Origin of the sequence: Lysinibacillus sp. NPDC097279, assembly GCF_044761745.1 — a bacterium.
In the GTDB taxonomy this organism is placed as follows: domain Bacteria; phylum Bacillota; class Bacilli; order Bacillales_A; family Planococcaceae; genus Lysinibacillus.
Window position 1 is genome coordinate 1,149,042 of record NZ_JBIWDA010000001.1, and the last position, 26,285, is coordinate 1,175,326.

Annotated in this window: 26 protein-coding genes; 19 read left to right on the forward strand and 7 right to left on the reverse strand. The window is 34.9% G+C overall.

The genetic code is table 11. The annotated features are described in order from the left end of the window. The first annotated feature begins 4 nt into the window (after nt 1–4). The 3 genes from ACIQ1H_RS05860 (at nt 5) to ACIQ1H_RS05870 (ending at nt 3,287) form a co-directional block, all read left to right on the forward strand. Nucleotides 5–1,249, forward strand: coding sequence for a CynX/NimT family MFS transporter (locus tag ACIQ1H_RS05860; protein WP_402887231.1), 1,245 nt, complete (start codon nt 5–7; stop codon nt 1,247–1,249). Nucleotides 1,250–1,398: 149 nt separating this feature from the next. Beyond that, entirely contained in the window at nt 1,399–1,560 is a 162-nt protein-coding gene (locus ACIQ1H_RS05865; protein ID WP_402887233.1) for a hypothetical protein, read from the forward strand. A gap of 239 nt (nt 1,561–1,799) precedes the next feature. Then, a complete protein-coding gene (locus ACIQ1H_RS05870; protein WP_402887235.1) occupies nt 1,800–3,287 on the forward strand; it encodes an MFS transporter in 1,488 nt (495 codons plus the stop codon). A 218-nt stretch (nt 3,288–3,505) separates the two neighbouring features. Here ACIQ1H_RS05870 and ACIQ1H_RS05875 read toward each other — a convergent pair whose 3' ends face one another. After that, a complete protein-coding gene (locus tag ACIQ1H_RS05875; protein WP_402887237.1) occupies nt 3,506–4,126 on the reverse strand; it encodes a flavin reductase family protein in 621 nt (206 codons plus the stop codon). A 178-nt stretch (nt 4,127–4,304) separates the two neighbouring features. Here ACIQ1H_RS05875 and ACIQ1H_RS05880 point away from each other — a divergent pair, with 178 nt between their 5' ends. The 5 genes from ACIQ1H_RS05880 to ACIQ1H_RS05900 all read left to right on the forward strand — a co-directional run bounded on the left by ACIQ1H_RS05880 (nt 4,305) and on the right by ACIQ1H_RS05900 (nt 7,266). After that, on the forward strand, nt 4,305–4,628 hold the full coding sequence (locus tag ACIQ1H_RS05880; RefSeq protein WP_402887239.1) for a pyrophosphohydrolase domain-containing protein: 324 nt from the start codon (nt 4,305–4,307) through the stop codon (nt 4,626–4,628). Nucleotides 4,629–4,696: 68 nt separating this feature from the next. Further along, nucleotides 4,697–5,038, forward strand: coding sequence for a hypothetical protein (locus ACIQ1H_RS05885; RefSeq protein WP_402887241.1), 342 nt, complete (start codon nt 4,697–4,699; stop codon nt 5,036–5,038). A gap of 381 nt (nt 5,039–5,419) precedes the next feature. Further along, the gene (locus ACIQ1H_RS05890; RefSeq protein ID WP_402887242.1) at nt 5,420–5,674 is read left to right on the forward strand and encodes a hypothetical protein; all 255 of its coding nucleotides are present in this window, start codon (nt 5,420–5,422) and stop codon (nt 5,672–5,674) included. 92 nt (nt 5,675–5,766) lie between these two features. Further along, on the forward strand, nt 5,767–6,306 hold the full coding sequence (locus ACIQ1H_RS05895) for a hypothetical protein (protein ID WP_402887244.1): 540 nt from the start codon (nt 5,767–5,769) through the stop codon (nt 6,304–6,306). A gap of 111 nt (nt 6,307–6,417) precedes the next feature. Beyond that, nucleotides 6,418–7,266, forward strand: a complete 849-nt coding sequence (locus ACIQ1H_RS05900) for a hypothetical protein (protein ID WP_402887246.1) — start codon at nt 6,418–6,420, stop codon at nt 7,264–7,266. Nucleotides 7,267–7,343: 77 nt separating this feature from the next. On the opposite strand, the gene ACIQ1H_RS05905 is transcribed toward ACIQ1H_RS05900, so the two are convergent. The 4 genes from ACIQ1H_RS05905 to ACIQ1H_RS05920 all read right to left on the reverse strand — a co-directional run bounded on the left by ACIQ1H_RS05905 (nt 7,344) and on the right by ACIQ1H_RS05920 (nt 9,041). Beyond that, entirely contained in the window at nt 7,344–7,805 is a 462-nt protein-coding gene (locus tag ACIQ1H_RS05905; protein ID WP_402887248.1) for a nucleoside deaminase, read from the reverse strand. Between the two features lie 310 nt (nt 7,806–8,115). Then, nucleotides 8,116–8,289: a hypothetical protein gene (locus ACIQ1H_RS05910; protein ID WP_402887250.1), complete on the reverse strand. Its 174-nt coding sequence runs from the start codon at nt 8,287–8,289 to the stop codon at nt 8,116–8,118. A gap of 158 nt (nt 8,290–8,447) precedes the next feature. Then, nucleotides 8,448–8,642: a hypothetical protein gene (locus tag ACIQ1H_RS05915; protein ID WP_402887252.1), complete on the reverse strand. Its 195-nt coding sequence runs from the start codon at nt 8,640–8,642 to the stop codon at nt 8,448–8,450. Nucleotides 8,643–8,741: 99 nt separating this feature from the next. Further along, nucleotides 8,742–9,041, reverse strand: coding sequence for a hypothetical protein (locus tag ACIQ1H_RS05920; RefSeq protein WP_402887254.1), 300 nt, complete (start codon nt 9,039–9,041; stop codon nt 8,742–8,744). A gap of 754 nt (nt 9,042–9,795) precedes the next feature. On the opposite strand from ACIQ1H_RS05920, the gene ACIQ1H_RS05925 reads away from it, so the two are divergent. The 7 genes from ACIQ1H_RS05925 (at nt 9,796) to ACIQ1H_RS05955 (ending at nt 18,155) form a co-directional block, all read left to right on the forward strand. Beyond that, nucleotides 9,796–10,536, forward strand: coding sequence for an N-acetylmuramoyl-L-alanine amidase (locus tag ACIQ1H_RS05925; RefSeq protein WP_402887256.1), 741 nt, complete (start codon nt 9,796–9,798; stop codon nt 10,534–10,536). Nucleotides 10,537–10,902: 366 nt separating this feature from the next. Further along, a complete protein-coding gene (locus ACIQ1H_RS05930) occupies nt 10,903–12,417 on the forward strand; it encodes a lmo1851 family serine protease (protein ID WP_402887258.1) in 1,515 nt (504 codons plus the stop codon). A gap of 68 nt (nt 12,418–12,485) precedes the next feature. Next, the gene (locus ACIQ1H_RS05935; RefSeq protein WP_402887260.1) at nt 12,486–13,388 is read left to right on the forward strand and encodes a CobW family GTP-binding protein; all 903 of its coding nucleotides are present in this window, start codon (nt 12,486–12,488) and stop codon (nt 13,386–13,388) included. A 378-nt stretch (nt 13,389–13,766) separates the two neighbouring features. Continuing rightward, nucleotides 13,767–14,456 (forward strand): CAP domain-containing protein, encoded by a 690-nt coding sequence (locus ACIQ1H_RS05940; protein WP_402887262.1) that lies wholly within the window; start codon nt 13,767–13,769, stop codon nt 14,454–14,456. A 170-nt stretch (nt 14,457–14,626) separates the two neighbouring features. Continuing rightward, complete coding sequence (locus tag ACIQ1H_RS05945) at nt 14,627–16,060, forward strand: spore germination protein (RefSeq protein WP_402887263.1); 1,434 nt, start codon at nt 14,627–14,629, stop codon at nt 16,058–16,060. Continuing rightward, the gene (locus ACIQ1H_RS05950) at nt 16,057–17,094 is read left to right on the forward strand and encodes a GerAB/ArcD/ProY family transporter (protein WP_402887265.1); all 1,038 of its coding nucleotides are present in this window, start codon (nt 16,057–16,059) and stop codon (nt 17,092–17,094) included. The genes ACIQ1H_RS05945 and ACIQ1H_RS05950 overlap by 4 nt, the downstream gene beginning before the upstream one ends. Further along, nucleotides 17,076–18,155 (forward strand): Ger(x)C family spore germination protein, encoded by a 1,080-nt coding sequence (locus ACIQ1H_RS05955; protein ID WP_402887266.1) that lies wholly within the window; start codon nt 17,076–17,078, stop codon nt 18,153–18,155. The genes ACIQ1H_RS05950 and ACIQ1H_RS05955 overlap by 19 nt, the downstream gene beginning before the upstream one ends. Nucleotides 18,156–18,224: 69 nt before the next feature. Here ACIQ1H_RS05955 and ACIQ1H_RS05960 read toward each other — a convergent pair whose 3' ends face one another. After that, entirely contained in the window at nt 18,225–19,574 is a 1,350-nt protein-coding gene (locus tag ACIQ1H_RS05960; RefSeq protein WP_172771554.1) for an MATE family efflux transporter, read from the reverse strand. 175 nt (nt 19,575–19,749) lie between these two features. Here ACIQ1H_RS05960 and ACIQ1H_RS05965 point away from each other — a divergent pair, with 175 nt between their 5' ends. Further along, a complete protein-coding gene (locus ACIQ1H_RS05965; RefSeq protein WP_402887267.1) occupies nt 19,750–20,826 on the forward strand; it encodes an undecaprenyldiphospho-muramoylpentapeptide beta-N-acetylglucosaminyltransferase in 1,077 nt (358 codons plus the stop codon). 54 nt (nt 20,827–20,880) lie between these two features. Here ACIQ1H_RS05965 and ACIQ1H_RS05970 read toward each other — a convergent pair whose 3' ends face one another. Continuing rightward, nucleotides 20,881–21,429, reverse strand: a complete 549-nt coding sequence (locus ACIQ1H_RS05970; RefSeq protein WP_337981176.1) for a GNAT family N-acetyltransferase — start codon at nt 21,427–21,429, stop codon at nt 20,881–20,883. A 550-nt stretch (nt 21,430–21,979) separates the two neighbouring features. Between ACIQ1H_RS05970 and ACIQ1H_RS05975 the strand changes: the two genes are divergently transcribed. From ACIQ1H_RS05975 to ACIQ1H_RS05985, 3 genes are all read left to right on the forward strand, one after another. Further along, the gene (locus ACIQ1H_RS05975) at nt 21,980–24,007 is read left to right on the forward strand and encodes a diguanylate cyclase domain-containing protein (protein ID WP_402887269.1); all 2,028 of its coding nucleotides are present in this window, start codon (nt 21,980–21,982) and stop codon (nt 24,005–24,007) included. Between the two features lie 110 nt (nt 24,008–24,117). After that, nucleotides 24,118–24,795, forward strand: a complete 678-nt coding sequence (locus ACIQ1H_RS05980; RefSeq protein ID WP_402888556.1) for a response regulator transcription factor — start codon at nt 24,118–24,120, stop codon at nt 24,793–24,795. Further along, entirely contained in the window at nt 24,792–26,177 is a 1,386-nt protein-coding gene (locus tag ACIQ1H_RS05985) for a sensor histidine kinase (protein ID WP_402887271.1), read from the forward strand. Before ACIQ1H_RS05980 ends, ACIQ1H_RS05985 begins: the two co-directional genes overlap by 4 nt. Nucleotides 26,178–26,285: the final 108 nt, after the last annotated feature.

Genomic DNA, 26,285 nt, shown 5'->3' on the forward strand with positions numbered 1-26,285 from the left:
CAACATGAATAAGGAAGCCATATCATCCACATTAAATAAAAATACAAGAAATAGTTGGTTATTACTGATTGGTATAATCTTAGTAGGGTCTAATTTAAGAGTGCCATTAACTTCTGCTGGGTCACTTATACCTTTGATACGAGATGATCTTGGTATCAGTAATGCGCTTATAGGAACGATTACAACAGTGCCTTTACTTGCCTTTGCACTGCTTTCACCGTTTGCTCCAAAAATAGCAAATCGGATTGGCATGGAATTAACGATTACTTTATCCCTTATATTACTTATAATTGGGATTGCAATTCGCTCATTTTCAGGAATCTTCTCATTATTTTCTGGTACTATTTTAATTGGAGTTGCAATTGCAATGGGTAATGTACTTATTCCAGGCATTGTAAAAATGAATTTTCCACAAAAAATCGGTTTAATGACTGGGATTTATGCAATATTTATGAACCTATTCGGTGCGCTTGGTTCTGGGGTAAGTGCACCTATTGCTTCTGTTGGTAATTTTGGATGGCAAGGTGCGCTTGGCATATGGGGAGTGTTGACACTCATTTCTTTATTACTGTGGTTACCACAGCTTAGTAAACGACAAAAAGGTGAGAAAGTACAAGTTAAAGTAAATATAAAGAAAAAAGGTAGTTTGTGGCGTTCTCCACTCGCTTGGAAGATAACGATATTTATGGGTGGACAATCACTCATGTTTTATACTTTAATCACATGGTTACCAGATATTTTAAATATGAAAGGGTATAACTCAAATGCTGCTGGTTGGATTGTTTTTCTAATGCAGTTCTCACTTATTCCTATAACCTTCATTGTTCCAGTACTAGCGGAAAAAATGAAAAATCAAGTTGGTCTAAGTATTACAACGGCCATTCTATTTATTATTGGATTAGCAGGGCTACTGCAAGGAAATAGTGTGCTTGTTCCTTTATGCGCTATCATTCTTGGAATTGCGGGAGGGAGTGCCTTCAGCCTATCCATGATGTTCTTCACACTAAGAACAAATGATGGAAAAGAAGCCGCAGAAATGTCAGGAATGGCTCAGTCTTTCGGTTACCTTTTAGCGGCAGTTGGACCAGTGTTGGTTGGCACATTGCATGATATTACAGGGGGATGGTCAATCCCACTTATTTTACTCATTTTTTTATCTTTCGTTCTGTTAATTGTCGGAATTGGGGCAGGAAAAGAAGGACGTGTTACAAATGATGTAGATCAACATCATACTATGTTGAAGGAGTAATCCTGACACGAATCTTTGATGGTGTAATTAGCTGTAAAATTATTGCAGATAAATTATAAAAAAGAACAATGATGTTTCCATTTGAAAATAATAGTTTAATTGACTCGGGTATATCTTTATTTTTCTATCGATAGAAAGGAGTATGTATTTTGGTCAAATTAATCATTAAAATATTGATTACGCTGTTTGGTGCGATTGTCATTATGACAGACTTAAAAGAAAATGCTATATGGTTATTTAGCTTTTGGGTTGTACTCGCATTGTATATGATTTTCGAAGGATTTTTTTCTAAAAAGAAAAATCTGCAATGATATGTTTAGTGAACTTAATAAGGTGTAGGATGATTTGATTTACAAATGTTTTAAAAGCCTTCCACATAATCGGTGGAGGGCTTTTCTTATATAAATAGGAACCAGGCACTTTAAAAGAAACATTTTAAAAGCTTTTTGATGAAATTTTGTATTTTTGTATGAAAGAAATTAATAATAAATTACATATTGGATAGCTTAACAATAGTATGTATTAATTTTAACAACGAGGAGGCTTTCGATTGGCTGATAATAATAACGATAATAGCCCAAAATTGAAGAAAAAATCGAAACCAAAGTTGAAAAAAGAAGAAATTACTGTTGTTGACACAAGTTCCGCCCGTAAAGCTGTTATAGCAACTGCTGTTGGTAATGGTATGGAGTGGTTTGATTTTGGTATTTACTCTTATTTAGCTGCTACTATTGGACAAGTATTTTTTCCTGAAGTCAGTGGTCCTATGCAATTAGTATTTTCTTTTGCGACATTTGCTGTCGCCTTTGTTGCTCGACCTATCGGAGGAATTTTCTTTGGGATGCTTGGGGACCGATTAGGCCGTAAAAAGGTGTTAGCTATTACCTTAGTTATGATGGCACTGGCGACGTTAAGTATTGGCTTAATTCCATCCCATTCATCTATAGGGTATACTGCCACAGTGCTTTTACTCATAGCACGTTTAATTCAAGGATTTTCATCGGGGGGAGAATATTCAGGTGCTATGACGTTTATTGCTGAATCCACTCCTGATAAGAAAAGAGGATTTATGTCAAGTGGCCTGGAGGTTGGAACTTTAGTTGGCTATATCGCAGGGGCTAGTCTTGTTACTTTACTTACTTATATTTTAGGCCAGGACACAATGCTGGAATGGGGTTGGCGTATTCCATTCTTCTTATCAGCTCCTATTGGTTTAATTGGCTTTTATTTGCGAAATAATTTAGAAGAAACTCCTGCTTTTGAGGCAATGAAAGAGAAGACAGAAGAGGAAAATACTATATCTGTAAAAAATATTTTACAATTCCACTGGAGAGCAATCGTTGTCGGTATGTTTGTTGTTTTCTTTTATATTGTTGTAAATTATATCGTGTTATCTTATATGCCATCTCATTTAACGGCTGTGCTTGGATATGGCGAAGCGGAAGGGCTTTTATTAATTGTCATCGTCATGGTCATAATGATACCGATTGTTCTACTAATGGGGTATTTTAGTGACCGCATAGGAGCGAAAAAGATTATTCAAGGAGGGTTAATTGGGCTAATCCTTTTAAGTATACCTTCGTTTAATTTAATTGGTAGTGGAAATACATTGCATGTATTTTGGGGATTATTGATTCTTGCAGTATTTTCCGCTTCTTTTCAGGGAACAATGCCAGCGCTATTGCCGTCTCTATTTTTCACAAATGTAAGAAATGGGGCATTGGCGATTACATTTAATATTTCTGCGTCATTGTTCGGTGGTACTACACCACTACTTGTATCATGGTTAATTAGTAAAACGATGAATGAAATGGTACCTGCCTACTATGTGATATTTGCATCTGTTGTCGGTATTATTGTTGTTTCCATCTTTCTAAAAGATACTTCTGGCATGGCACTTCGAGGTTCACCACCAGCTGTTGAAGAGAAAGCTGAAATAAAAGAGATTTTAGAAGATCCCGAAGAAGCATTATGGTGGCATGAAGAAAAGAAAGTTATAGAAGAGCGTATTGAAGATCGTTTGGATGATGGAAAGTAAATTTAAACATCAATTTTTAAATCGTCACACTAAGAAGCTAGGATAAAATGTAAAGCATAAAAATAAAGCAACCGACTACTTGCGACCATTGAAGAAAATGAAATCAAAGTAGTAGGTTGCTTTCTCTGTATATTTATCTTTCGGTTACATATCGTATAAGGGATTTTTTGCTTAGGGCAGATTCTCTTATGAGCGATACTGTTCAAACTTCGAAATGGCTATGCTCGAAAATTTTTACCTAAGTTGTGACCAAGAGCAAAATAATGACGGAAATTATAAATAAGTGGGCTCCATTTATTTGGATCAATATGATTTTCTTCAATAACAATTTCTGTATGTGCGTGTACTTGTATTGCTTGTGTCTCAACAATGGCAAAATGAGAAGAATAGTCTGGTTTGCGAATGTGTGTAACTTTTGCTTCAATTTGAATGGGACACTCCATAATTCGAGTGGGTTTTACTAATGTAGCTTTCATAGGTGTTAAACCACTAATATTATATTTTTCTTTTTTATAAGTATAGCCATTTTGCTTTTTAAATTCTGGAACTGGATTTTTTCCTGTAAAAGGGGCTAATTGTTCAACCTTTTCCCACAGTGAGGGGTCTGGTATATTAATGACACATTCAGGATGACGTTCTAAATTTTCAATGGCCTTCCCATCAATACCGATACCTAATACTATATACTCTCCCAATGCCCAAGAAGAAGATAAAGGGCTAATATTCACTGTTCCATCCTCATTCAAAGTGCTAAGTAAAATAACAGGGAATCCATAATATAAAATTTTCGGATTTATCATTTTTGTATTGGGAATTGTTATTTGCTTGTTTATTTTCATTTTTAGTTCCTCCTACTAAATATCTTTTTTTCAAAATTCATTGTAAACTCTTAATATTTCAAGTTGTATCGAAGTGTCGGTTACATAATCATATAATTGAAGTTTGGTTAATAGAGCGGTGAAATAATTTGAAATATATTACAATGAGGTTGTAATGCCACTATAAAGGAGAATGCCAATGCCTATTTATAATAAGTTAGTACGAGATCGGATTTTAGAAATTATTGAAGCAGATGGTTTACAGTATAATGCAAGAATTTTAGAACCACAGGAGCTTCTAGTAGAAGTAAAAGCAAAAATAATAGAAGAAGCTAAAGAATTTCATATGACCGTAAACGTTCAGGAGGGCGTTGAAGAATTAGCTGATCTTTTAGAATTAATACATACAGCTATCAATGCGTTAGGTGTAAGTTATGAGGATCTAGAAGGAATTCGTGAGCAGAAAAAGGCTAAACGTGGGGGTTTTGACAAGGCGATTTATTTAATGAATGTAGAGGAATGAAAACTGGAACTATTTGTATAATCTAAACGTCTACATGCTAAAATAAAGATAAAGAGGGGGCTTTAGAAATGATTGGTTTACTCAATGTTGGTAGTCTAGTGATTGGTCTAATTGCATGGCTACTTCCTGTTGTTGGCCTTATGCAATCTAAAAAGAACGACTATATAATATGGGGATTGCTTTCTAGTTTGAGTTTGAGTGCTTGTGCAATTGCACTAATTTTTCAATTGTATTATCAATATCATCTCGTTAACATAGAAGATTGGAGTGCACTTATGGACACAACAGGCGCTGTAATTTTCGCTGCGACTGTCCTTCTCGTTGTAACTGTCTTATTAAATATTTTAACACTAATTGTATTTCGTAAAAGATTACAAATTGCTAGGTCAAAGACAATAGGGCAGGATTAGTTGTTAAAAATCTTGAAAAACCTACGACAATGACATTGTTCTTTATTCTTACTTTGCATTTCTTAAATATTGCTGGAATCCTGATTCCAGCAAATAGTAACGGCTATTGCTCTTTTTGGAGTCCATAGGTTAAAGAGCCAATATGTCATTTTCCATTCAAGATATGCCAAAACAAAAGTCCATTTTTAATAGATATTTTCATTGAAAACAATTGTCCAAATAAGGTCAATCGCTTCTTTTACAATTAAAGCATATATATACACTAAGTCCATGATGAATGTAGCAATTTCTAACTTGCGGGTTCTACGCTTTTATTAATTGTGCATGTGTGTAATAGATGTATTGACTCTGTGAAAGTTGACCACAGAAGGGAATTGAAATATGAAAAAATCGAAATTTGAAAAGATAAAAATCGTTTTTGGTATTGTTCTTTTACTGCTTGCACTACTTGGTTTCATTTTTGAACATCTTACAAATATTACTTTGACCATTGTATCAATCATAATACTAGTATCTAAAATACAAGAATTGAAAAAAGGCAAAAAAACAATTTCAAACTATTTGCTAATGGGTGTATGGATATTATTAACCATTGCAATATTTCTAATCACAATTATGGATATGATTAATTCCTAAATTTTTTAATTCGCAGTAACGATAAAGGAAGATAGGATAATGAAAAGTTTTTGGGAGAAAATATACCTAAAGTTAATTTAGGAGCGATACAATTGAAGAAAAATAAACTGCTTACATTGTTATTAATAAGCGCTTTACTATATGGAACAATTAATGAAACAGTAAAAGCAATATCGAATGATCGTCCCCAACCTTTAGAGGAATTTCTCCCACAAATCGGATACAAAACAATAGAAGCTGCCATAAAAGAATTTGAGCAACATTTTAATCAAGAACTTAAGCTGCCACTTAGAATACCTCCAATAAGCTTTACACATCAGTTCGGAAGATTTAATTCTAAAAATCATTTAGAGGTAACGATGCTAAGTGAGGAATTTCCGCAAAACCATTATAAAATTGATGTTCGGCCGATTGAGCAAAAAATAAAATTTGATACGTATATGTCAAAAATTTATAAGTTAAAAAATGGTGGGGATGCACTTTTTATAGATCGTCCGAAAATTGGCTTTAATTTGTTAGTTATCGAAAGAGATGATTGGCAATATGTGTTTAGTATCGATAAAGATGTAGCTGATATAGTAACGCCTGAAATCCTTCTTCAAATAGCCAATACGATAGATTTTGCACAATAATAAGCACAAGAATTGTTAATTTTTTAAGACCGCAAATGGCGGTCTTTTTCGTTTGCCAAAGCATTTACTTCTCTTCATACGTCCATACTAATTAAAAGTAGGAGGGATATAGTGAAGAGAATAATGCTATTTACCATACTATCACTCGTTGTAGTGAATGCTATATCGACCGTTGTTCATGCGAACGAGCAACGAGAAGACGACTTCATGGAAATTGTTAAATCCTTTATGCCGTCGAACTCGTCACTTATCAATCCCAATAAACCAGTCTCAACAAAGTCGATTCAATTTTATGACTTTAACAACGATGGACAAAAGGAAATCATTTTTACATTTGAAATTAAAGGAAAGGAACAACCTGCACCTTCTCAATTTGGGGCAATCATTCTCAAAAAGGATCAGACTGGATGGCATAAAGTGATGGAAACAATAACGAAAGGTGTAAGTTTGGACTTTTCTAGTTTGAAGGACATAACGGGAGATGGCATCAAGGAGTATTTATTCGGCGTTACAATCGGTGCTGCGAGTGGAAGTGAACTTGACGTGTACCAATGGAGTGATACTTCATTTAAAAAGATTGCCAACATACCATATCATAAAATGGATGTTAGTAATGGAAATCAAAATTTCGCACTAGCGGTTTGGCAATTGTACATTGGTGATAGCTATTTAGTAGATGTCCTCAAATGGAATGGCAAAAAGCTAGCTTATGATGAAGCTTCCTATACAAAATATTATCCGAAAATCGAAAACTTTTATTACAATAAAATTTCTCAAATGGATGCATGGTTTTATTGGTATTGCCTCGCAGATGCACAAATAAAAGCCAATAAATTAGAAAACGCATATTATTCTATTCAAAAGGGTATTGCATTAGCTAAACGATTGGATGTGCAAGATGCAATTCAAGACTTTGAAGAATTAGTTAAAAAATTGGAACAAAAGAAAAACAAACAATAACTTCTTCATCTAAAGGATGCGAGAAGTTATTGTTTATCGCTAATGAACGCAGTATTTTACTTACTATTGAGAAAACATTAATGGCTAAATGAGTAGCCTTCAAATACCTTTAAGCCTTCAGCGTTTAATACTTGCTCAACTAAAATTGGTTTATGCGGACTTTTTTCAATTACTTCTTTACTTGAAATCATAATATTGCTACCTGCAATTTTGGCTAATTGATCATGCGATACACTGTATACGATTTTTCCTAATTTAGACCAGACCATCGCACCTGTACACATGACACAAGGCTCACAGCTCGTATATAAAGTATAATCGCTCAAGTCGAAAATGTTATTTTCAGAGCAAAACGTCCTAATTAGGCCGATTTCAGCATGATGTGTTGGATCGCAAAAACTATTAATTTTATTTTCACCATACATGACAATTTCATCGTTTTTTACTAAAATAGCGCCAAATGGTTCATTGCCAGCTTCTCTAGCATTTAAAGCCATTTTAATAGCTATTTTAATAAATTGTTCATCAATTTGTGTCATAACTAATACCTCCGATTCAATGCCATTATAACTGATTGAACACCACTTTGAATACATTTTTGAACGCGTTAGCATAGCCCATTACTTAAGCTTTCTTTTAGAATAAATCGTGAACCAAATAAAATACAAGATAGTAACAGTTGAAAGACCTAACGAAGTATAGCGATTATGTTCATAAGGCAAAATAATATAAAGCGCTATTGCGATTAAGATTGCTGGGAAAACCGTATAAAACCAAACCCTCACGGCTTTATTTTTAAACGACATGTCAAATCTCTTCATACAAACACCTCTGCATAGTTTACTACTTTTAAATTTTTGCGATTTTTACAAGATAATATAATCCTGCTACCATAATTAAAAAACCAAAACCTTTATAAGTAATTGTTTTAAATGGTTCATTAAAAACTGTAATATTCATAAAAAGTGATCCAATAGAAGTAATCACGATACCTATAATGGCATTCACTATCTTCACAATCATCTAACTCCTCCAATGCTTTGAAAGTAAGGCCAGTATATCCATGAACAGGGGGATACACTAAGCTGATTATGGTTGAGTATAAGTTGTTGTTTGAGGTGACATCCTCACACTACCACAACATACTTAATAGATATGTACATGAAACCGTCTTCCATCAATTACTCTCCATCGTAAACAATACTGTAAGAAATATTGAGTTTGGTACAGACCCACGATGTAAAGATTTTATCTATCGCCATTTTCGTTGCTTCGTTATGCATCTTTTCGTCTATTCCCAATTGTTCAAATGTAAATGTCTCTAGTATCCTTTCTTCATATTTCGTATCCACCGTAAATGTCACTGTTCTGCTCATTATAAGTATCCTCCTTTCTGTATGGAAACTTGGTGTGACAAAACTGGACTTACTTCTAGGGAAATCAGTCCTAAACGCAAGTCCAGTCTAAAAAGTATATTATTGTTTTACCGTTTCGCTTTTTAAAGCTTCTTCATTACTATTTTGTTTCTTTTGGATACTTAAAATAATGAGTGCTTGTACAGTCATCGCAAGTACGATAAAAATTAAATGTGTATTATGAAAGAACCATTTTGATATGAAATAAAATATAGGTGCAGATGATAAATAGGAGATATATTGATTTTTCGTTGCAATAAAAATAATCGTCGCTATACAAGAAGTAACTAATAAAAGTTCTACTAAAATACCGATTGAACTACTGTCTAGGTAGTATTGTAATTCGTTCACATAGGACATGCCAAGTTCACCTCGCTTTGTTATCAAAAGTTTTACAAAAATTGTAACATAATATAATGTTAATTGGAAGATAATTGGTAGGTGGAGTATTATCTTTTATAATCGCTTTATCGTTTAGGTCCTCTAAAAAACTAATACTGCTATTATCATGCTCTTCTAAAGGGCTATGTCCGTAATTGTCAATTCTATTCGAATTTAACGTAGAACTTAAATGAGCATCATTTTCTCTCCATGCCAAATTGATAGAATTTCTACGTTGTCCTCTCCCGATACATCCCGATACATATAGTTGAAGTTAAGTAAGTAGTTGCATTAAAAAAGAGGCTTTTTGAGTAGCCACGCTATTTTTTATTCCCACAAAGCAAGTTCATAGTTAAATATTGGCGATTTTGTGTAGAAAGGGTATATCATGAAAAAAAACGAGGTCGGAGAAACATGAACGATTTGGAAATTCTAAAAGGGTACTATAGGAAATAAAACGTAGTGAGTAAATAGAGCAGAAAGAATTTCGCTCAATTAGTCTATGCAATAGATTTATGAGTTTTTTACATAATAGAGTGTATATAAAAACACAAATGAATTTGTCGTTACAACATACTATAAGAATAACTTGGATGCACAAGTGACGAGACAAAGAGCAGTTAGTTGAACACTATTGCTCGTTATGTAGACCGATTACAGCATAAGTAGTCGGTTTTCTATTGAAAAACAAAAGGGAATTGAAACGCCATTTAATTAGGAAGGGGGTAATTGCGTGGTATCAATAAGACAAAAATTAGTACCTGCAAACCAAGCTGCCAAAATTACAAATGGGAAAAACAATGCAAAAAAATATATCGTTGTCCATGAAACAGATAATACAAGCGTAGGAGCGGATGCGGATGCGCATGCTCGACTACAATTTAATGGTAATAGTCGTGCGGCAAGTTGGCACTGGCAAGTAGATGATCATGAGGCAGTACAATCTTTTGAGCACTATTGGGAATGCTGGGGAGCGGGAACTTATATAGGAAATACGCAAGGAATTCAGGTTGAAATATGTGTTAATAGTGATGGCGATTTTAATAAAGCTGTCGAAAATGCAGCAGCTTTAATAGCAAAAATAATGAAAGATGAACATATTTCAATCCAAAATGTCGTGCAGCATCATTATTTTAGTGGCAAAAACTGTCCAAGAAATATACGTGCTGGAAAAGTTTCCTGGACTAATTTTTTGAAGATGATTACAACTATTGAAACGCCACAGCCCGAAAAACCACCAACCGAATCAATGAAATACCGTATTATTACTGGAACATATAGCACACGAAATGCAGCTGTCAGCGTAGTGGATGTAATGAAGAAACGTTTTGGCTGGGTTGCTTATATTGAGCAGGATGGTGCGCATTATCGTGTCAAAACAGGTACCTTCACAGGATTAACTGCTGCTAAAAGTGCAGAATTAAAAATAAAAACAGCTAAATTAGCACAAGTAACATATATTGTGGAAGCGTAATTAGTATAATACAAAATCTATGAGTATTTTAGTTGACTGCAAATAGGAAATGAGTAAAATAGAAAAGCAGTACTATTATATTCCATAAACTTAGCAGCTAAGAGCATTCACGTGCCTCAGTAAGGTATCTGAGGCACTTTTTATTTATAAATTGTAAAATAGGTAGTATTTTAAAGACACTATGCTATTTATAGAAAATGGTCTAGGAAAAAGTACCTTATTAATGTGCAATTTTATGAAGTTAATAGAGGGACAAGAGTTGTCATGAAATTTTGACACGCTTTTTCTTTTCGTCTTCTCTATAACCTGTTAAGATGGTAATAGTGTGACAACAAGTTAGTGTATATGAGAGTGGTGACAATCAAGATGGATGAACAGAAAAAAGATGGTTTAGAACAACAAGAGCAAACACAGCAAGTAGAGGTAAAACCAGCGGGACAATTTATTCAGATGAAACCGTTTAAATTTATTATGCTGATGTTCTTTACAATCTTAATTACCGCAGGCTTAACAATTTTTGCGTTAACATTCGGTGAAAAGAAAGTAGTAGAAGTAAAAGTTCCGATAGAACGTGCGGAATTTACAAAATTATACGAAGCATTTGATATGCTAAAAGACAAATACTACAAAGATATTGATGATGAAAAAGTAGTGGATGGTGCTATTAACGGCATGTTTGATGCATTAGAAGATCCGTATTCTGATTTCATGGTGAAAGATGAAGCAGAACAGTTTAACTCTGGATTATCTTCAAGCTTCCAGGGAATCGGAGCTGAAATTCAAGAACGTAATGGTTTCATTACTGTTGTGTCACCTATTAAAAATTCACCTGCTGAAAAAGCAGGACTATTACCAAAAGACATAATTTTAACTGTTGACGGCAAAAGTATTCAAGGATTTAGCGCTTCTGAAGCAGTTGCTTTAATCCGTGGTGAAAAGGGTACTCCTGTTAAACTAACAGTGAAACGTGGAGAAAATGCTGAGCCAATTCAAATGACGATTGTTCGGGACGATATTCCTGTTGAAACGGTTTATGGTGAGATGCTAGATGGAGATATTGCACATATTCAAATCACATCGTTTAGTGAACAAACAGCAGCAGAGCTAGAAAAAATACTTGCTGAATACGAAGGAAAAGGCATGAAAGGGATTGTCCTTGATTTACGCCAAAATCCTGGTGGTTATTTAAATGCAGCAGTAGAAATTTCGAATTTATTTGTGCCAGAAGGCAAGGCGATTGTACAAGTGCAACAAAAAGACGAAGAGCCTGAAATTACAAATGCTGCATCAGGGAAAAAATACAATTTACCTGTCACTGTATTAGTCGATAATGGAAGTGCTTCAGCATCAGAAATTTTAGCTGCCGCTTTAAAAGAGTCGGTTGGTGCGAAAATTGTTGGAGAAACTTCTTTCGGTAAAGGGACAGTCCAAAATGTTACACCATTAAAAGATGGTTCTAATTTAAAATTCACTACTGGTAAATGGTTAACACCGAACGGTAACTGGATTAATGAAAAAGGTATTGAACCAGATGTAAAAGTAGCTTATCCTGCTTATGCTTCTTTACCAATTATAGATCCAACAATTGAAATGAAAGATGGCATGCAATCAGACTCCATAAAAGTGGCTGAAGAAATGCTAGAGGTGCTAGGATATGAGCCTGGTAAAGCCGACGGTATTTTTGACAAGTATACAGAACAAGCAGTGAAAAAACTGCAAGCTGATAATAAGCTTGAAGAAACAGGCATTTTGACGAATGAAACTACTTACGCATTAATGGATGCATTACGTGCAAAAATGAAATCAGATGACCCTCAACTGTTAAAAGCAAAAGAACTTATTTCTGATGCAAAAGAACAAACTGAGAAAAAAACAAACTAACACTGTAGCTGTCGCAGAAGTCGTCTCGTACGGCCAATGCGATGGCTTTTTTTATAGGAGGAATATTTGTGAAGGACGTATACTTATTTAGTGGTTTTCTAGGAAGCGGCAAGACTTCTATGCTGACAGACGTAATTCGACAACTAAAAGAAAAGGGGTTAAAGCCAGCTGTTATTATGAATGAGCTTGGAAAGCTTCCTTTTGACTCACAAGCAGTGGAGGAGGATGTTCCTCTAAAAGAGATGCTAGAAGGCTGTATTTGTTGTTCAGGTGCTGAAAAAACAGAGGCTCAAATACAATCTCTACTATTAGATAGTGAATTTGATGTCCTTATTATCGAAACTACTGGAGCTGCTCATCCTGTAGAAGCTTTGGATGCTGTCTATTCTCCCATTTTCGCCGAGCAGTTAAATGTTAAAGGGATTGTCACGGTTGCGGACTCGAAGCTATGGTTAAATCGTGAGACACTTACGCCACAAGTTCGTACGTTGTTTATGGAACAAATTCGCCACGCACATTTATTACTGGCTAACAAAACGGATTTACTAAGTGAAGCGGAGCAAGCTAAGGTAGTTTATGAGCTACAAGGTTTTAATCCACATGCTTTTATATTGCAAACTACAAATGGACGTGTGCCATTACATTTACTTGAAAGCTTAAAGGCTACAGCACAAACTGATAAACAAAATATTACGACAGCAACGATTTCATCAATGCATTTAGGCTCCCGTTTAGTGGAATTCGACGGTGTTCACTTTACACAGGAGCAATTTGAGGATTGGGTACGGACATTACCAGATACGGTTTATCGGATGAAAGGGTATGTTCCAATCGAAGGTATTAAAAATCCAATGCTGTTTCAATATGCCTATGGAATGGTGCAATGGCTTCCAGAATACATTAAAATGCCAGCAAAACTTGTTTTAATAGGTGAAAATATTGGAAGTGTCAATGTTATTGGTATAGATTAGATTAAGCTAATAATAGGTTTTATGAGTATTTCTGCGTGTGTTCTTACTAGAAAGCGACAAGCTTTCTAGCAGGAGCGGGCAGATTTTTTTAATTTTATTCGGGTTTTATAAAATTATAGTAATTCTTTAAAGGCCTGCTACAGTCATAAAATGATCTTTTTAATAAAACTGAAAGTCTATAAATAGCTTCATTTTAAGTATTGTCAACCCTATATAAAACGTAAGTATTTCATAGCATGGTGAAACTTGCTAAAAATTATAACAAAAAAACCCCTGTTTCACGGAAACTTCTTTTCTATTGGAGAAGCTAGCAGATGTTGGGAAGATTTTTAATAGAATCGTACTTTACGATAGGTTGCAGAGAGGAGAGATTGCAAAATGAAAAAAACACTTACTGCAATTTGTGCAACATTTCTTTTAGCAGCTCCAATTCAGTTGGCTTCTGCTGCTTCTAATACTACAGAGGGGAACTCAGCAAATCAAACAACAAACTGTAAAGTTTACTATAATAATAATTGGTCAAATCACAAGTGGGTTATAACTAAACCACATACGACAACACCATCTAAAGATACTCAAACTAATACTAATCAACAAAATAATCAACAAAATAATCAACAAACAAATCAACAAAATAATACAACAACGACACCACCGACTACTTCTACACCGACGACAACTACTTCGGATGTGAATGCTTTTGAACAAGAGGTAGTAAAATTAACGAATGCTGAGCGTACTAAAGCTGGTTTAAAAGCATTACAAACAGATGATAAATTAATGGCTGCTGCTCGAGAAAAATCTCAAGATATGCAATCAAAAAAATATTTCTCACATACTAGTCCAACTTTTGGTTCACCATTTGATCGTATGAAAGCTTTAGGTATTACTTATAAGAGTGCAGGCGAAAATATCGCTCAAGGTCAACGTACACCACAAGAGGTAGTACAAGCTTGGATGGATTCACCAGGACACCGTGCGAATATTTTAAATGCGAATTACACGCATATTGGTGTTGGTTATGTGAAGTCTGGTAACTACTGGACTCAACAGTTTATTCAAAAATAATCAGTTGAATGTTTCATAGAAACAATACAAAAATAATTAGGATGTCCAATAAGTCTGAGACTTATTTGGGCGTCTTTTTATTTTGCACAGGAAAGAAAATGGGACATTAGTGACATAGCCGTTTGAGAAAAGCCTTTTTTGCCTATACTTCCAAGTATAGGAGGCGTTTTATGGATAAAGTGGAATTAATGATGAAAAGCCTACAAAAAGCATTTAATCATTCATCTGATTTTACAGTGAGACAAGTAGATTGGCGAGAAGGAACGTCTGCTATTTTATGCTTTTATACCTCGCTCGTAGATGCAAAAGAAGTGCAAAGAGTACTCGATACGATTTATGCACGCTTAGATACAAACAAGCCCTTTTGGAGTGAAACGTTAATCACCACACTTGAGCCATTTTCTCTACCACTAGCGATTGAGCACATTTGTAATGGAGAAACTCTAATCGTAATACCTGAAACTGGTGAAATGCTTTCTCTTACTGTTATGAACCAAGTACAACGAAACCCTGACGAGCCAAATAATGAGCATGTTCTTCGAGGTTCACATGAGGGGCTTGTCGAGAGCCTCGAAACAAATCTGGCATTATTACGGAAACGAATTCATAATCCAGCGCTAGTAGTTAAATCTTTTTCAATCGGTAAAGAGACAAATACGAAAGCGTATTACTTATATATAGATGGGGTCATAAAGCCTGAAACTTTGGATGAGATTGAAAAACGGATTGACGCCATTAATATTGATTATTTTTATAGTGTTGGTCAATTAAGTGATGAATTAGAGGATTCTGTTTGGTCACCTTTTCCTCAATTGCTAAATACGGAGAGACCTGACCGCGTGATGGCTAATTTAGTAGAAGGTAAAGTCGTATTGTTAACGAATATTTCCCCGACAGCCTTAATAGCACCTGTAACGTTTTTCTCTTTTTATCAATCGCCTGATGATTATAATGGTCGAGTGTTAGTTGGTACCTTTTATCGGATAGTTCGGTTGATGTCGTTTGTTGCAGCAGTTTTCTTACCTGCCTTTTATATTGCTATTATCAGTTTTCACTTTGAAGTGCTTCCTTTAGAGTTGAGTAATCAAGTAAAAAATGACGTAAATGAAATACCGTATCGACCGTTGATAGAGGCACTTATTTTAGAGATTATTATGGAGCTCATTCGAGAATCCAGTATACGATTGCCACAATCAGTAGGTCAGACGATAGGCATCGTTGGAGGATTAGTAATAGGGGATGCGATAGTAAGTGCTGGCTTAGTCTCAAATTTAATGGTAATAGTGGTCGCTTTAACCGCAATTTCAAGCTATGTCGTGCCTTCGGTAGAGCTAAATACATCAATTCGTATGCTTCGATTTCCATTTATGCTGCTCGCCTCTTTATTTGGATTTTTCGGTATTGTCATTGGCGTTGTTGTCCTATTGATTCATTTAATTAATTTAAGTTCATTAAAACAACCATACTTTGCACCAATTGTGCCATTTCAGCCAAAGGAAATATACAAAGTTTTTGTACGAGGACCGTATTTTAAACCAACTGTCCAAGTCACAACTTTTAGTCCACCGAAGGATAACAGTGTAAAGAATGGTGATACACCTTGAATTTTTCCCTATCTAAAGGACAATTTTTTTTACTATTATTTTTTATTGAAACAGGGTTTATTTATATATCCTTTCAAACACCTTTAATAAGCGAAAGTGAAAATATGGCATGGGTGCTCTTCATCGTTGCAGCAATATGGCATTATTTTTTATTAATATTTTTTGAACGTTATTATAAGTATTTTTATTTAAATACATTTTTTCAATGGGTATATAAAATATACTGGTTTCTAATGATCGCGTCATTTATAGCCTATATGGAGTTTGTATTAGCATCATGGGTTTTACCTCAAACACCCGAATGGATTGTCATCTTTTTTATAGTAGCACTATCGTTATATGCTAATTTAAGTCGACCAGAAACAGTCATTAATATCGGTGTTATGCTTATTCCACTCGTATTTATTTTTATTATTTTTTTAATGCTAGCGGTACCAGATCTCACTTGGACAAACTTGTTTCCGCTTGATTTTACTAATAAAAAACAAATCATTCAGGGCTTTATTCATGGTGCATTTGCATTTATGGGTGCAGAAATGTTTTTAATATTTCGCCCCTTTTTACAAAGGGAGTTAACATTGAAGGGCAAGCCGATATTCCTATATCAGCTTGTAATTTTTGTATTCTATTTTATCTCAGTGCTTTTTTCTCTCATGTTTTTTACTATTGAGGAAATCAAACTAGTACCAGAGCCGATCATTTATATCTTAAAATCGCAAGAAGTGACTTTTGTGAAGCGACTTGATATTTTCTTTGTGTATATTTGGTTATCTTGGTCAATCGTTACTGTAATGATTGTAAATTTCACCTTTAGAATCATTCATTTTGTAAAAGAAAGAAAACGACCTAAGTTGCAAATTATGATTTATCATGTGTTGCTAGCGATTGTTCCACTTTTTTTTGTAAAATTTAGAGTGATTGAGTTGATGAAAAGTTCCTTCCATTATATATTTTTAATTTTTACCTTTCTATTACCTATACTCATTATTTTTTGGAATAAATGGAGGGGGAAAGAGTGTATCGAAAAGGGATAATACTACTGTTGATTGTATTCCTTGCTGGTTGTTGGGATGAGCGTTTATATAAAAACTCGTCAGTTGTGTCACTCGTTGGAGTTGAAGGGAAAGTAGGGGAATATAAAGGATATTACGCCTACCCTAAGTTAATTGATGATAAAAGTAAAATAATGGTAATAGAATCAGAAGGGATTTCTCCACGTGATATCCGAAATAAAGCTGACATGAAAGTGGAGCAAACATTAGATTTGTCTGAACTAGCGACACTTCTTATTTCAAGTGATACTGTAAAGGAACCTCTTTATGACATTTTAGATATTTATTTTCGTGATCCTCAAAATCCAATATCTATTAAAGTTGCGTTGACGGAAGGGGATGTAAAGCCTTTTATTGAGTTAACTAAGGAAGTAACAGACAATGCAGGAGGGTACTATCAGCGCTTTATTGAAAGTACTGAGAAAAATACAATTTACCCCAAACTTGATTTACAAATGATTGGCTCGACGCTGTTTGATGATGCAATAGATATTTCAATTCCCTATATCAAAATGAATAAAGAAAAAAATATAGCAGATGCAGCAGGGGTTGCATTGTTTTCTGGCCAGATATTTACTGGGAAAATATTAAATCCTAAACAATCATTAAGTATGCTTTTATTAATGGATGAAGCAAGTCAACATGCACGTATTGAATATATGATGAATTTAAATGATAAGGACATACCTGTCACTTCAGAGGTCATTCATTTAAAGAGAAAGTGGACAATTTACGAAGACATGAAAAAAATAACGATGGACTATAAAATCGATTTAGAAATTGATGAGTTTTCACAGGATCATTTGTATAAGAAGGACATATTACAAACGCTAGAGGAAAATTTTCAACAAAGGATTCAAGCTGACTTTGAGGAAGTGCTTCAAATACTTCAAGAACAGAAGTCAGATACATTAGGGATAGGGCGATACATTCGTGCCTATCATCCAAAAATGTTTAAGGATGACTGGCACGAGCAATTTGCTTCACTAACATTAGAGCCGAAAGTGAAAGTTTCGATTATTCGTACTGGAATTCTCCGATAGGAATGGTTTTAGTCTTTTAATACAGAAAACAACGCAAAAATGTCCATATTCAACATTTTTGCGTTGTTTTTATCGTAAAACGAATCTTTTTTGTACGAGCAGTAGGCGAATTAATAGTGTAATTGCACCAGCAGATAGACCAGCTACAAGTCCAAGCCAATAGCCAACTGGCCCGAAATCGGTATAGTTAGCTAGTAAATATCCTGTAGGCAATCCGATAATCCAATAGGAAATAATCGCCATAATGAATGTGATAGTTACATCTTTGTATCCTCTTAAAGCGCCTTGCACTGGAGCCTGAATAGAATCTGACAGTTGGAAAATGGCAGCATACACTAAAAATTGTTGCGCATATTTTAATACGAGCTGATCCGTTGAATACATTGTTGCGATTTGTTCGCGTAGTAAGTACAGAATACAAGCTGAAAAAAAGCTAAATACAATGGCTGTCCCGACACATAAATAACTATAAATTTTTGCATCACGGAGTCGACCCGCGCCAATTTCAAAACCTACTAATATCGTAACACCCATTGAAATACTTAGGGGAACCATGTATAACAACGATGTAAAGTTTATAGCAATTTGATGTGCTGCTATGATTTCCGTACTAAAGCTACTCATCATCATCGTTACGGCAGAAAATATACTTGTTTCCGCGAATAAGGAAATGCCGATTGGTACACCGATAACTAATATCTCTTTCCAGCTTAACCATTCCAGCTTTGGCCATTCTCGGAATATATTAAAGTGTTCAAAAGGCACTCGTTTCGCAATGATCCAAACTGTGATAAAGAACATTAACCAGTAGGTAATAGCTGTAGCGACACCAGCGCCCACACCGCCAAGCTCTGGCGCACCAAACTTGCCGAATATGAATATATAATTTAGTAAAATGTTAATAGGTGTTGCTAGTAGCGTAATAATCATTGTTACCCGTGTTTGACCTAACGCATCGATAAAGCAACGTAGGACAAAAAATAAAAAAAGTGGAATAAGTCCAACGCACATAGCGTGAATATAGGATTTGGCAATGTTATGTACTGCTTCTTCTAGTTGCATATTTCCAAGTATCCAATCAAGTCCGACAAATAATAAAATAAATATTAAGGCAGAAAGGACAAGGGCAACATATAAGCCTTGCTGAACAGCCTTTTTCGCAGCATGTTCTTTTTTAGCTCCAACGAGCTGGGACACAATCGGTGTTATCGCTAATAAAATGCCAGAAAGTCCCGTATAAATAGGCATCCAAATGGACGAACCTATCGAAACCCCAGCTAAATCGGCTGTTCCGTAACGGCTAGACATTAAAATGTCGAAAAATGAAATAAGATAAATTGCTACTTGGGTGACTAAAATTGGCAAAATGATTTTTAAAATTAAAGCATACTTCTGTTTTAACGTTGTAGTTTTATCCATAATGAGTAACTTCCTTTATAAGCATAATGAATTAGTATAGCATAGAGTAGACAAAATATGACTGAAAAATTAAAAGCTTCATCTATATCTTTTCTTTCGCATATAGTAAAATAAAAGACTGTAAACAAAAAGTAGCGTTTGGCTACAATGGCTTTTAAGGAATAGGAGAATTTACGTGAAACAACTAACAATCATTTTAACCGGTGGTGGGACAGCAGGCCATGTATCACTTAACCAAGCGATATTACCTTCTTTACTTGAACTAGGTTATGATGTCCACTATATTGGTTCAGAGCAAGGTATTGAAAAAGAATTAATCGGCGAGGCATTTCCTAAAGTCCCTTTTTATGGGATAGCAAGTGGGAAGTTGCGTCGTTATTTCTCTATGAAAAACTTTACAGATCCTTTTAAAGTGCTTGCTGGTATTATGCAAGCGTTTAGTATTATAAAAAAAGTGAAGCCAGATGTCATCTTTTCAAAAGGTGGATTTGTCTCTGTCCCTGTTGTGATGGCAGCGAAATTGGCTGGCGTACCCGTTGTTATACATGAATCAGATGTAACGCCTGGCTTGGCAAATAAAATCGCCCTTCCTTTTGCATCTCATATCTTCACTATTTTTGAAGAAACGCTACAGCATTTACCAAAGGAAAAGGCAACTTGTACTGGTTCTATTATTCGCGAAGAATTATTTAACGGTAACAAAGCAAAGGGCCTTTCTTTTTGCGGTTTTACAACAGCTAAACCCGTTCTTTTAGTTATGGGAGGAAGCCTTGGCTCAGTTGTATTAAATGATGCATTACGCCATAATCTCCCTGAACTATTGCAAACGTTCCAAGTTATTCATTTATGTGGAAAAGGGAATAAAGATGAAAGCTTGGAGGCAATGCCTGGCTACAAACAATATGACTATGTAACAACAGAATTACCTGATTTACTGCATGCAGCCGATTTTGTCGTTTCGCGTGCAGGGTCAAACTCTATTTTTGAGTTTTTAGCACTTCATAAGCCAATGTTATTAATCCCTCTTTCTGCACAAAAAAGTCGAGGCGATCAAATTTTAAATGCGAACTTATTTAAAAAACAAGGATATGCTGAAGTATTACAAGAAGAAGAATTAACAAAGGAATCGTTTATGAAATCGGTCTATACATTAACAGAGCGAAAAGTCGAAATGATTGCGACGATGGAAAAAACACAAAAACCGAAAACGCCAGATGAAATGGCGATGTTAATATTACAATATAAAAAATAAAAGCAATGTGTACTGTTAGGATAAACAGTACACATTGCTTTTTTATTGTTACTATTACATTGCTTGTTCTTCGCCCTCTTGTGTTTGATTGGCAGTTGTCAGATAGAACAAATCGCGAGGGATTTTATATAAATCAAATTGTGCCTCTCCACTATTAACTTGTGCTAATAAAGTAGGGTGACTATCATTTGCACACACTACATAAGGTAACTTTAATGCGGCACGTTGTGATTTTAAATTTTCAACTCGAATACGAAGGAAAACCGTATTGAAATTATAATCAAAAAATAATTCATTCAAAAAAAGCATTTTTGCCTTTTGGTTATAACCTTGCCCTTGATAAGGGAGCCCTATCCACGTTCCGAGGAAGCCTGCACCGTCCTCAACATCATGAATGCTAATGGTGCCGATTGGTTGCCCCCAATCGTCGGTAATTGTCCTTGAGATAGCGAGCCCTCTCGCTTCTTCTTCGATTAGTTGCTTGGTCATAAACCAGTATTCATCCGCCGATTTGGCTTTTTGACGGACGAAGGGAAAAACAGATGGATGCGATAATAGCTCATAAAGCTCTGTACATTCATGTAGGTCTCGATGTTTAAGCATACGAAACGCCTCCTTTACAAGGGTAGTTAAAACAATTCCGTTAAAGCATAAAGAATAAAACTAAAATTCGTACTGGAATTAAAAACCCAAAGAACTAGACGTTATAACTATGATATCCATAATCTCCCGCTGTCTTACTGATTTTGCGACCATACCGAAAAATGGCTAGTTTTATTGATATAATATAACAAGTCTACTGCTTCGTGCAATCAATTTGCTCTTTTAAACAAAAAATAAGTTTAATTGTCAGTTAATTCAGAATAATAGAAGGGGAGTATCATTTGTTTTCTTATGTTATATATGGATAAAAAGTCTTTTATAGTATTATTTTACATCAAAATGGCGAAATTGGCATTACATTAGTATTGTTTTCCCGTTTTTTAAGTAAAATATCATCAAATTTTTCCTCAAAAAGGATAGAATCTTTCTTAATTCAAGAAAGTTAAACGATTCTAAATATGATATAATATTAGTGTAATTTTTATGTTATAAATATATCCCATTTATAACGAATTTATATATATGTGACTTTATAATGGAGAGTGACATTATGGAATATCTTTTAAGCGAAAAGCTTTTCAATCAACTATTTATTGGAGAAGATTTCGTCTATTTAATGAAAAAAGTAGGAGACGATTATCAATATGTTCGCTTAAATCAGGCTGCCCAAGTTCTGGTATCTGCAAGTGCCATTGGGAGAATGCTGTCTGCTGTTACTTCTCGTCGGAATTTTGTCATTATTCAAGAAAATTATCACCGAGCTATTGAACAGCATCAACAAATCGATTATGTGGATTATGCCTATGTTAAATCTGAAGTTCGAAAATATGAGACCTCTGTCAGACCTATAAAAGACGGGGAAGATTACTATATTTTAGCTATAACAAAAGAAATATTATATGACAGAAGTATTGAAGATAAATTTTTATTTATGCGATCGATGTTTGATCATGCTTTTTTTTCAACAGTTATCTTATCTGAAGAAGGTGCTATATATGAAGTAAATTCAAGCTTCATAGAAGATTTTAATTTAGATAATGATATGGTGAAACATCAGCCGTTCATTAATTTACCTATTATCCCTCAAGAAGAAATTGAAAAAATACAAAACTACTTACAGAGGGCTGCGATGGGCGAAAATATTGGTGAAAAGCTTATTAAGCTTCATACATTGGATAAAAAGGAGCGCATGTATTTAGTATCGTTGTCACCTGTAATGCAAGGTGATAACTCCTTTGCTATTTTTCTTATCATGCAAGATTTCACACAATTTACTGAGCAAAAGGCAGCGTTACGCTCAAAAACCCACGGTCTCGAAGTGTTTAAGGCGGCCTTGAATTTTGCAACTTCTATAGCTATTTTGGATAATGAAGGCACGATTATAGAAGTGAATGATTTATTTTTAAATGCTTCTGGATTTACAGCTGAAGAGCTAATTGGGCAACCTTATAATCTTATCGAGCCACGTAATAATAAAAAAGGAGTTTTTCAAACGATTAACGAGTCCCTTGTTCTGGGGGAGGTATGGCGAGGGGAGCTGTGCTATCGCACCAAATATCATGCAGACTATTGGGTAGAGGCAGCCATTGTGCCATTGAAAAATGAATTTGGCAAAGTGGAACAATATTTATCCATTAACTATGATATTACGGACAAGAAAAGAATGTTAACGGAATTAAAAAATATTGAGCGTACTTTCCGATTAATTACAGAAAATACAAATGATTTAATTGTTATTATCAATGAGGATGGCATTATTATTTATGCCTCACCGTCATATAGGATGTACTTAGGGTATGAGATTGTTGAATTACAGGGACAGTTTTACAATAGTATAATTGACGAGCAAAGTAAGCCTGCCTGGCAAGCATTTTTAAATGATTTTACAACGAAGTCGGACACACAGTTTGAGCTTTTACTAAAGTCAAAAGATGGTACCCCCGTGTGGACCGAAGGAAATGTGACGGTCGTTCATGATACAGAACGTGCAACGATTTCCCAAATAATTATGGTTTCACGTGAAATTACTCATCGAAAAGAACGAGAAAATGATTTACTCTATTTAGCCTATCACGATAGTCTAACACAGCTACCAAATCGAAGGTTTTTATTGAAAGAATTCCCGAAGATACTGTCAGATGCACAAGCAAAAGACACTTGTATCGCCATGCTGTATATCGATGGAGATGATTTTAAAGATGTGAATGATCAATATGGGCATGATATGGGGGATGATTTTATCCGCAATTTCGGTAATGTGCTTATATCATCTGTACGTAGTCATGATTTAGTGATCCGAATGGGCGGAGATGAGTTTATCATTATTTTAACGGGGTTAACCCGAAACCAAGAAGAGAGACAAGTCCAGATAATGCACATTATTAACCGTATCCGCAATGAATTGAAAAATGGCTGGACTATAGAACAGTATTTTTTTGCACCTACTGCATCTATTGGGATTGCTTACTATCCTGATCATGCAATAACTCTTGAGTCGCTCATGGATTTAGCAGACCAAGCTTTATATAAAGCGAAGGAATGCGGAAAAAATAATTTATTTATTACTGGTCCACTTTAATAAAAGTCTGTACAAACGAGTATTTACTTGTGGTACAGGCTTTTTAATTGATGTTATGCTAGGACTATGATAGAAAGGATGTCTATATTTTGAAATTAGAAGGTGATCAGATGCCTAAAAAAATACTTTTAGTAGAAGATGAGAAGCATATTGCCCGTTTTGTAGAATTAGAGTTACAACATGAAGGCTATAATGTAACTGTTGCCTTTGATGGGCGAGAAGGGCTAGCAATTGCCACAACAGACAATTATGATGTGCTATTACTAGACGTAATGCTACCTAGTATTAATGGAATTGAAATTTGCCGTAGAATACGTACGCAATCCCAAGTACCAATTATATTACTGACTGCTAGAGACGCAGTTATGGATAGAGTTGCTGGTTTAGATGCTGGGGCTGATGATTACATAGTGAAGCCATTTGCCATTGAAGAATTACTTGCACGCATACGAACTATTTTACGTCGTGCAGAGCCGAACGAAAAAATAGGAGGAGATACACTGCAATTCCGAGATATCGAAATTGACATTGATGCATATGAGGTATTAGTGCAAGGAAAAAAACTTGATCTGACAAAAACAGAATATGATTTATTGAAGCTATTAATAGAACATAAAAATCGTGTTTGTACTCGTGAGCTTATTCTAACTTCTGTTTGGGGATATGATGCTGATATTGAGACCAATGTCGTTGATGTATATATACGCCATTTACGGACAAAACTACCTGGTGATTCGAATGCTTATATCGAAACTGTTCGTGGAGTAGGATATGTGATGCGCGAATGATCAAAATAAAAGAATATTTCACTAATCTATCATTACAAAGAAAATGGATGCTAACATCTAGTGCGGTTATTTTTATTAGCTATGCGATTATTTGTATAGTCGTTTATGTATCATTGCATACTTGGCTTTTAAATGATGAAGGAAGTAAAGTGAAACGAACAAAAGATGATGTTGTTTCATTTTTAGAGTCCCAAGGGCCAAACATTTCGGTACAACAACTACAGCAAAATACTGGTTTATTAAAATCAATTGTCGACCGTGATCAAACTGTAAGACTTTTTAATAATGATGGAATTGAAATTTTACGTATTAATAATGCCTCACAAGCTGCACCACTTACGTCAATGGGTTCCATTGTACAAATGACCATTGATAAAAAAGACGCATATGTCGTAAATGAACCGTTACAGCTTGGTTTTTTTCAGGTATATATACAGGTGATACATCCGTTAACACGTTTTGAATCATTAATGCGTTATTTGTTAACTGCTATGCTTATTGCAGGTGTTGGTGCACTATTACTTTCAGGTTCCATTGGTTATTATTTAGCAAACTATTTAACAAAGCCCCTTCATGCATTACGTGCATCAATGAAAACCGTAATGGACCAAGGTTTTAATGAACCAATTCAGTTATCCTATACATCACATGATGAAATTGGTGATTTGTTGAAAATGTATAATGCGATGATGAATGAACTGCAAATATCGTTTGCACAACAGCAACAATTTGTCGCAGATGCTTCGCATGAATTAAGGACACCGATTCAAGCGATAGAGGGGCATCTTTCATTGTTAAAACGTTGGGGTAAAGATGATCCAGCTATTCTTGAAGAGTCTATCGAGACGTCATTAACAGAAATTACACGTATGCGGAAAATGATTGAAGAGTTACTGGAGCTTGCCAGACGGGAAGAAAAAGATGAGATGAGTGAAGCGAATCCGATAGATGTAATTGACAGTGTAATAGCAGAAATGGAGTTATTACATCCGACAGCCAAAATAACTTTGTCGAAAATTGGTGAAATAGCTCCAGTTTTTATAACATCCAATGCACTTAGTCAGATCGTTCGCAACATAGTTGAAAATGCAATTCGTTATTGTGAAAAAGTTCCAGAGGTGAATATTTCCCTTTTAACTTTAGATGATAAACTGCAAATTCAAATCGCAGATAACGGCATTGGTATAGCTGAACAAAATCTCCCGTATATTTTTGATCGTTTTTATCGGGTTGATGAGGCGAGAAATCGCCAAATTGGCGGTACAGGCTTAGGGCTTAGCATCTCGAAAATGTTACTTGAAAAATACAATGGATCAGTAGAAGTCAAGAGTGAAGAAAATGTTGGAACCGTTTTCTTGTTGAGGATACCGCTAAAATATTAAGGAAAATGCGCGGTTTATTTAAGTTTTTTAGCCTTCGGGAAAAAAATTGCTTAATTTGCTAAAAAGTGTTGTATTTTTTGTGAAGAGTAGTAAGATTGAGATGGAAAA

Coding starts and splice junctions, on each gene's coding strand:
- ACIQ1H_RS05860 (WP_402887231.1), top strand. CDS start 5: ATGAATAAGGAAGCCATATCATCCACATTAAATAAAAATACAAGAAAT.
- ACIQ1H_RS05875 (WP_402887237.1), bottom strand. CDS start 4,126: ATGAAAATAAACAAGCAAATAACAATTCCCAATACAAAAATGATAAAT.
- ACIQ1H_RS05880 (WP_402887239.1), top strand. CDS start 4,305: ATGCCTATTTATAATAAGTTAGTACGAGATCGGATTTTAGAAATTATT.
- ACIQ1H_RS05885 (WP_402887241.1), top strand. CDS start 4,697: ATGATTGGTTTACTCAATGTTGGTAGTCTAGTGATTGGTCTAATTGCA.
- ACIQ1H_RS05890 (WP_402887242.1), top strand. CDS start 5,420: ATGAAAAAATCGAAATTTGAAAAGATAAAAATCGTTTTTGGTATTGTT.
- ACIQ1H_RS05905 (WP_402887248.1), bottom strand. CDS start 7,805: ATGACACAAATTGATGAACAATTTATTAAAATAGCTATTAAAATGGCT.
- ACIQ1H_RS05910 (WP_402887250.1), bottom strand. CDS start 8,289: ATGATTGTGAAGATAGTGAATGCCATTATAGGTATCGTGATTACTTCT.
- ACIQ1H_RS05915 (WP_402887252.1), bottom strand. CDS start 8,642: ATGAGCAGAACAGTGACATTTACGGTGGATACGAAATATGAAGAAAGG.
- ACIQ1H_RS05920 (WP_402887254.1), bottom strand. CDS start 9,041: ATGTCCTATGTGAACGAATTACAATACTACCTAGACAGTAGTTCAATC.
- ACIQ1H_RS05930 (WP_402887258.1), top strand. CDS start 10,903: ATGGATGAACAGAAAAAAGATGGTTTAGAACAACAAGAGCAAACACAG.
- ACIQ1H_RS05940 (WP_402887262.1), top strand. CDS start 13,767: ATGAAAAAAACACTTACTGCAATTTGTGCAACATTTCTTTTAGCAGCT.
- ACIQ1H_RS05945 (WP_402887263.1), top strand. CDS start 14,627: ATGGATAAAGTGGAATTAATGATGAAAAGCCTACAAAAAGCATTTAAT.
- ACIQ1H_RS05960 (WP_172771554.1), bottom strand. CDS start 19,574: ATGGATAAAACTACAACGTTAAAACAGAAGTATGCTTTAATTTTAAAA.
- ACIQ1H_RS05970 (WP_337981176.1), bottom strand. CDS start 21,429: ATGCTTAAACATCGAGACCTACATGAATGTACAGAGCTTTATGAGCTA.
- ACIQ1H_RS05975 (WP_402887269.1), top strand. CDS start 21,980: ATGGAATATCTTTTAAGCGAAAAGCTTTTCAATCAACTATTTATTGGA.
- ACIQ1H_RS05980 (WP_402888556.1), top strand. CDS start 24,118: ATGCCTAAAAAAATACTTTTAGTAGAAGATGAGAAGCATATTGCCCGT.
- ACIQ1H_RS05985 (WP_402887271.1), top strand. CDS start 24,792: ATGATCAAAATAAAAGAATATTTCACTAATCTATCATTACAAAGAAAA.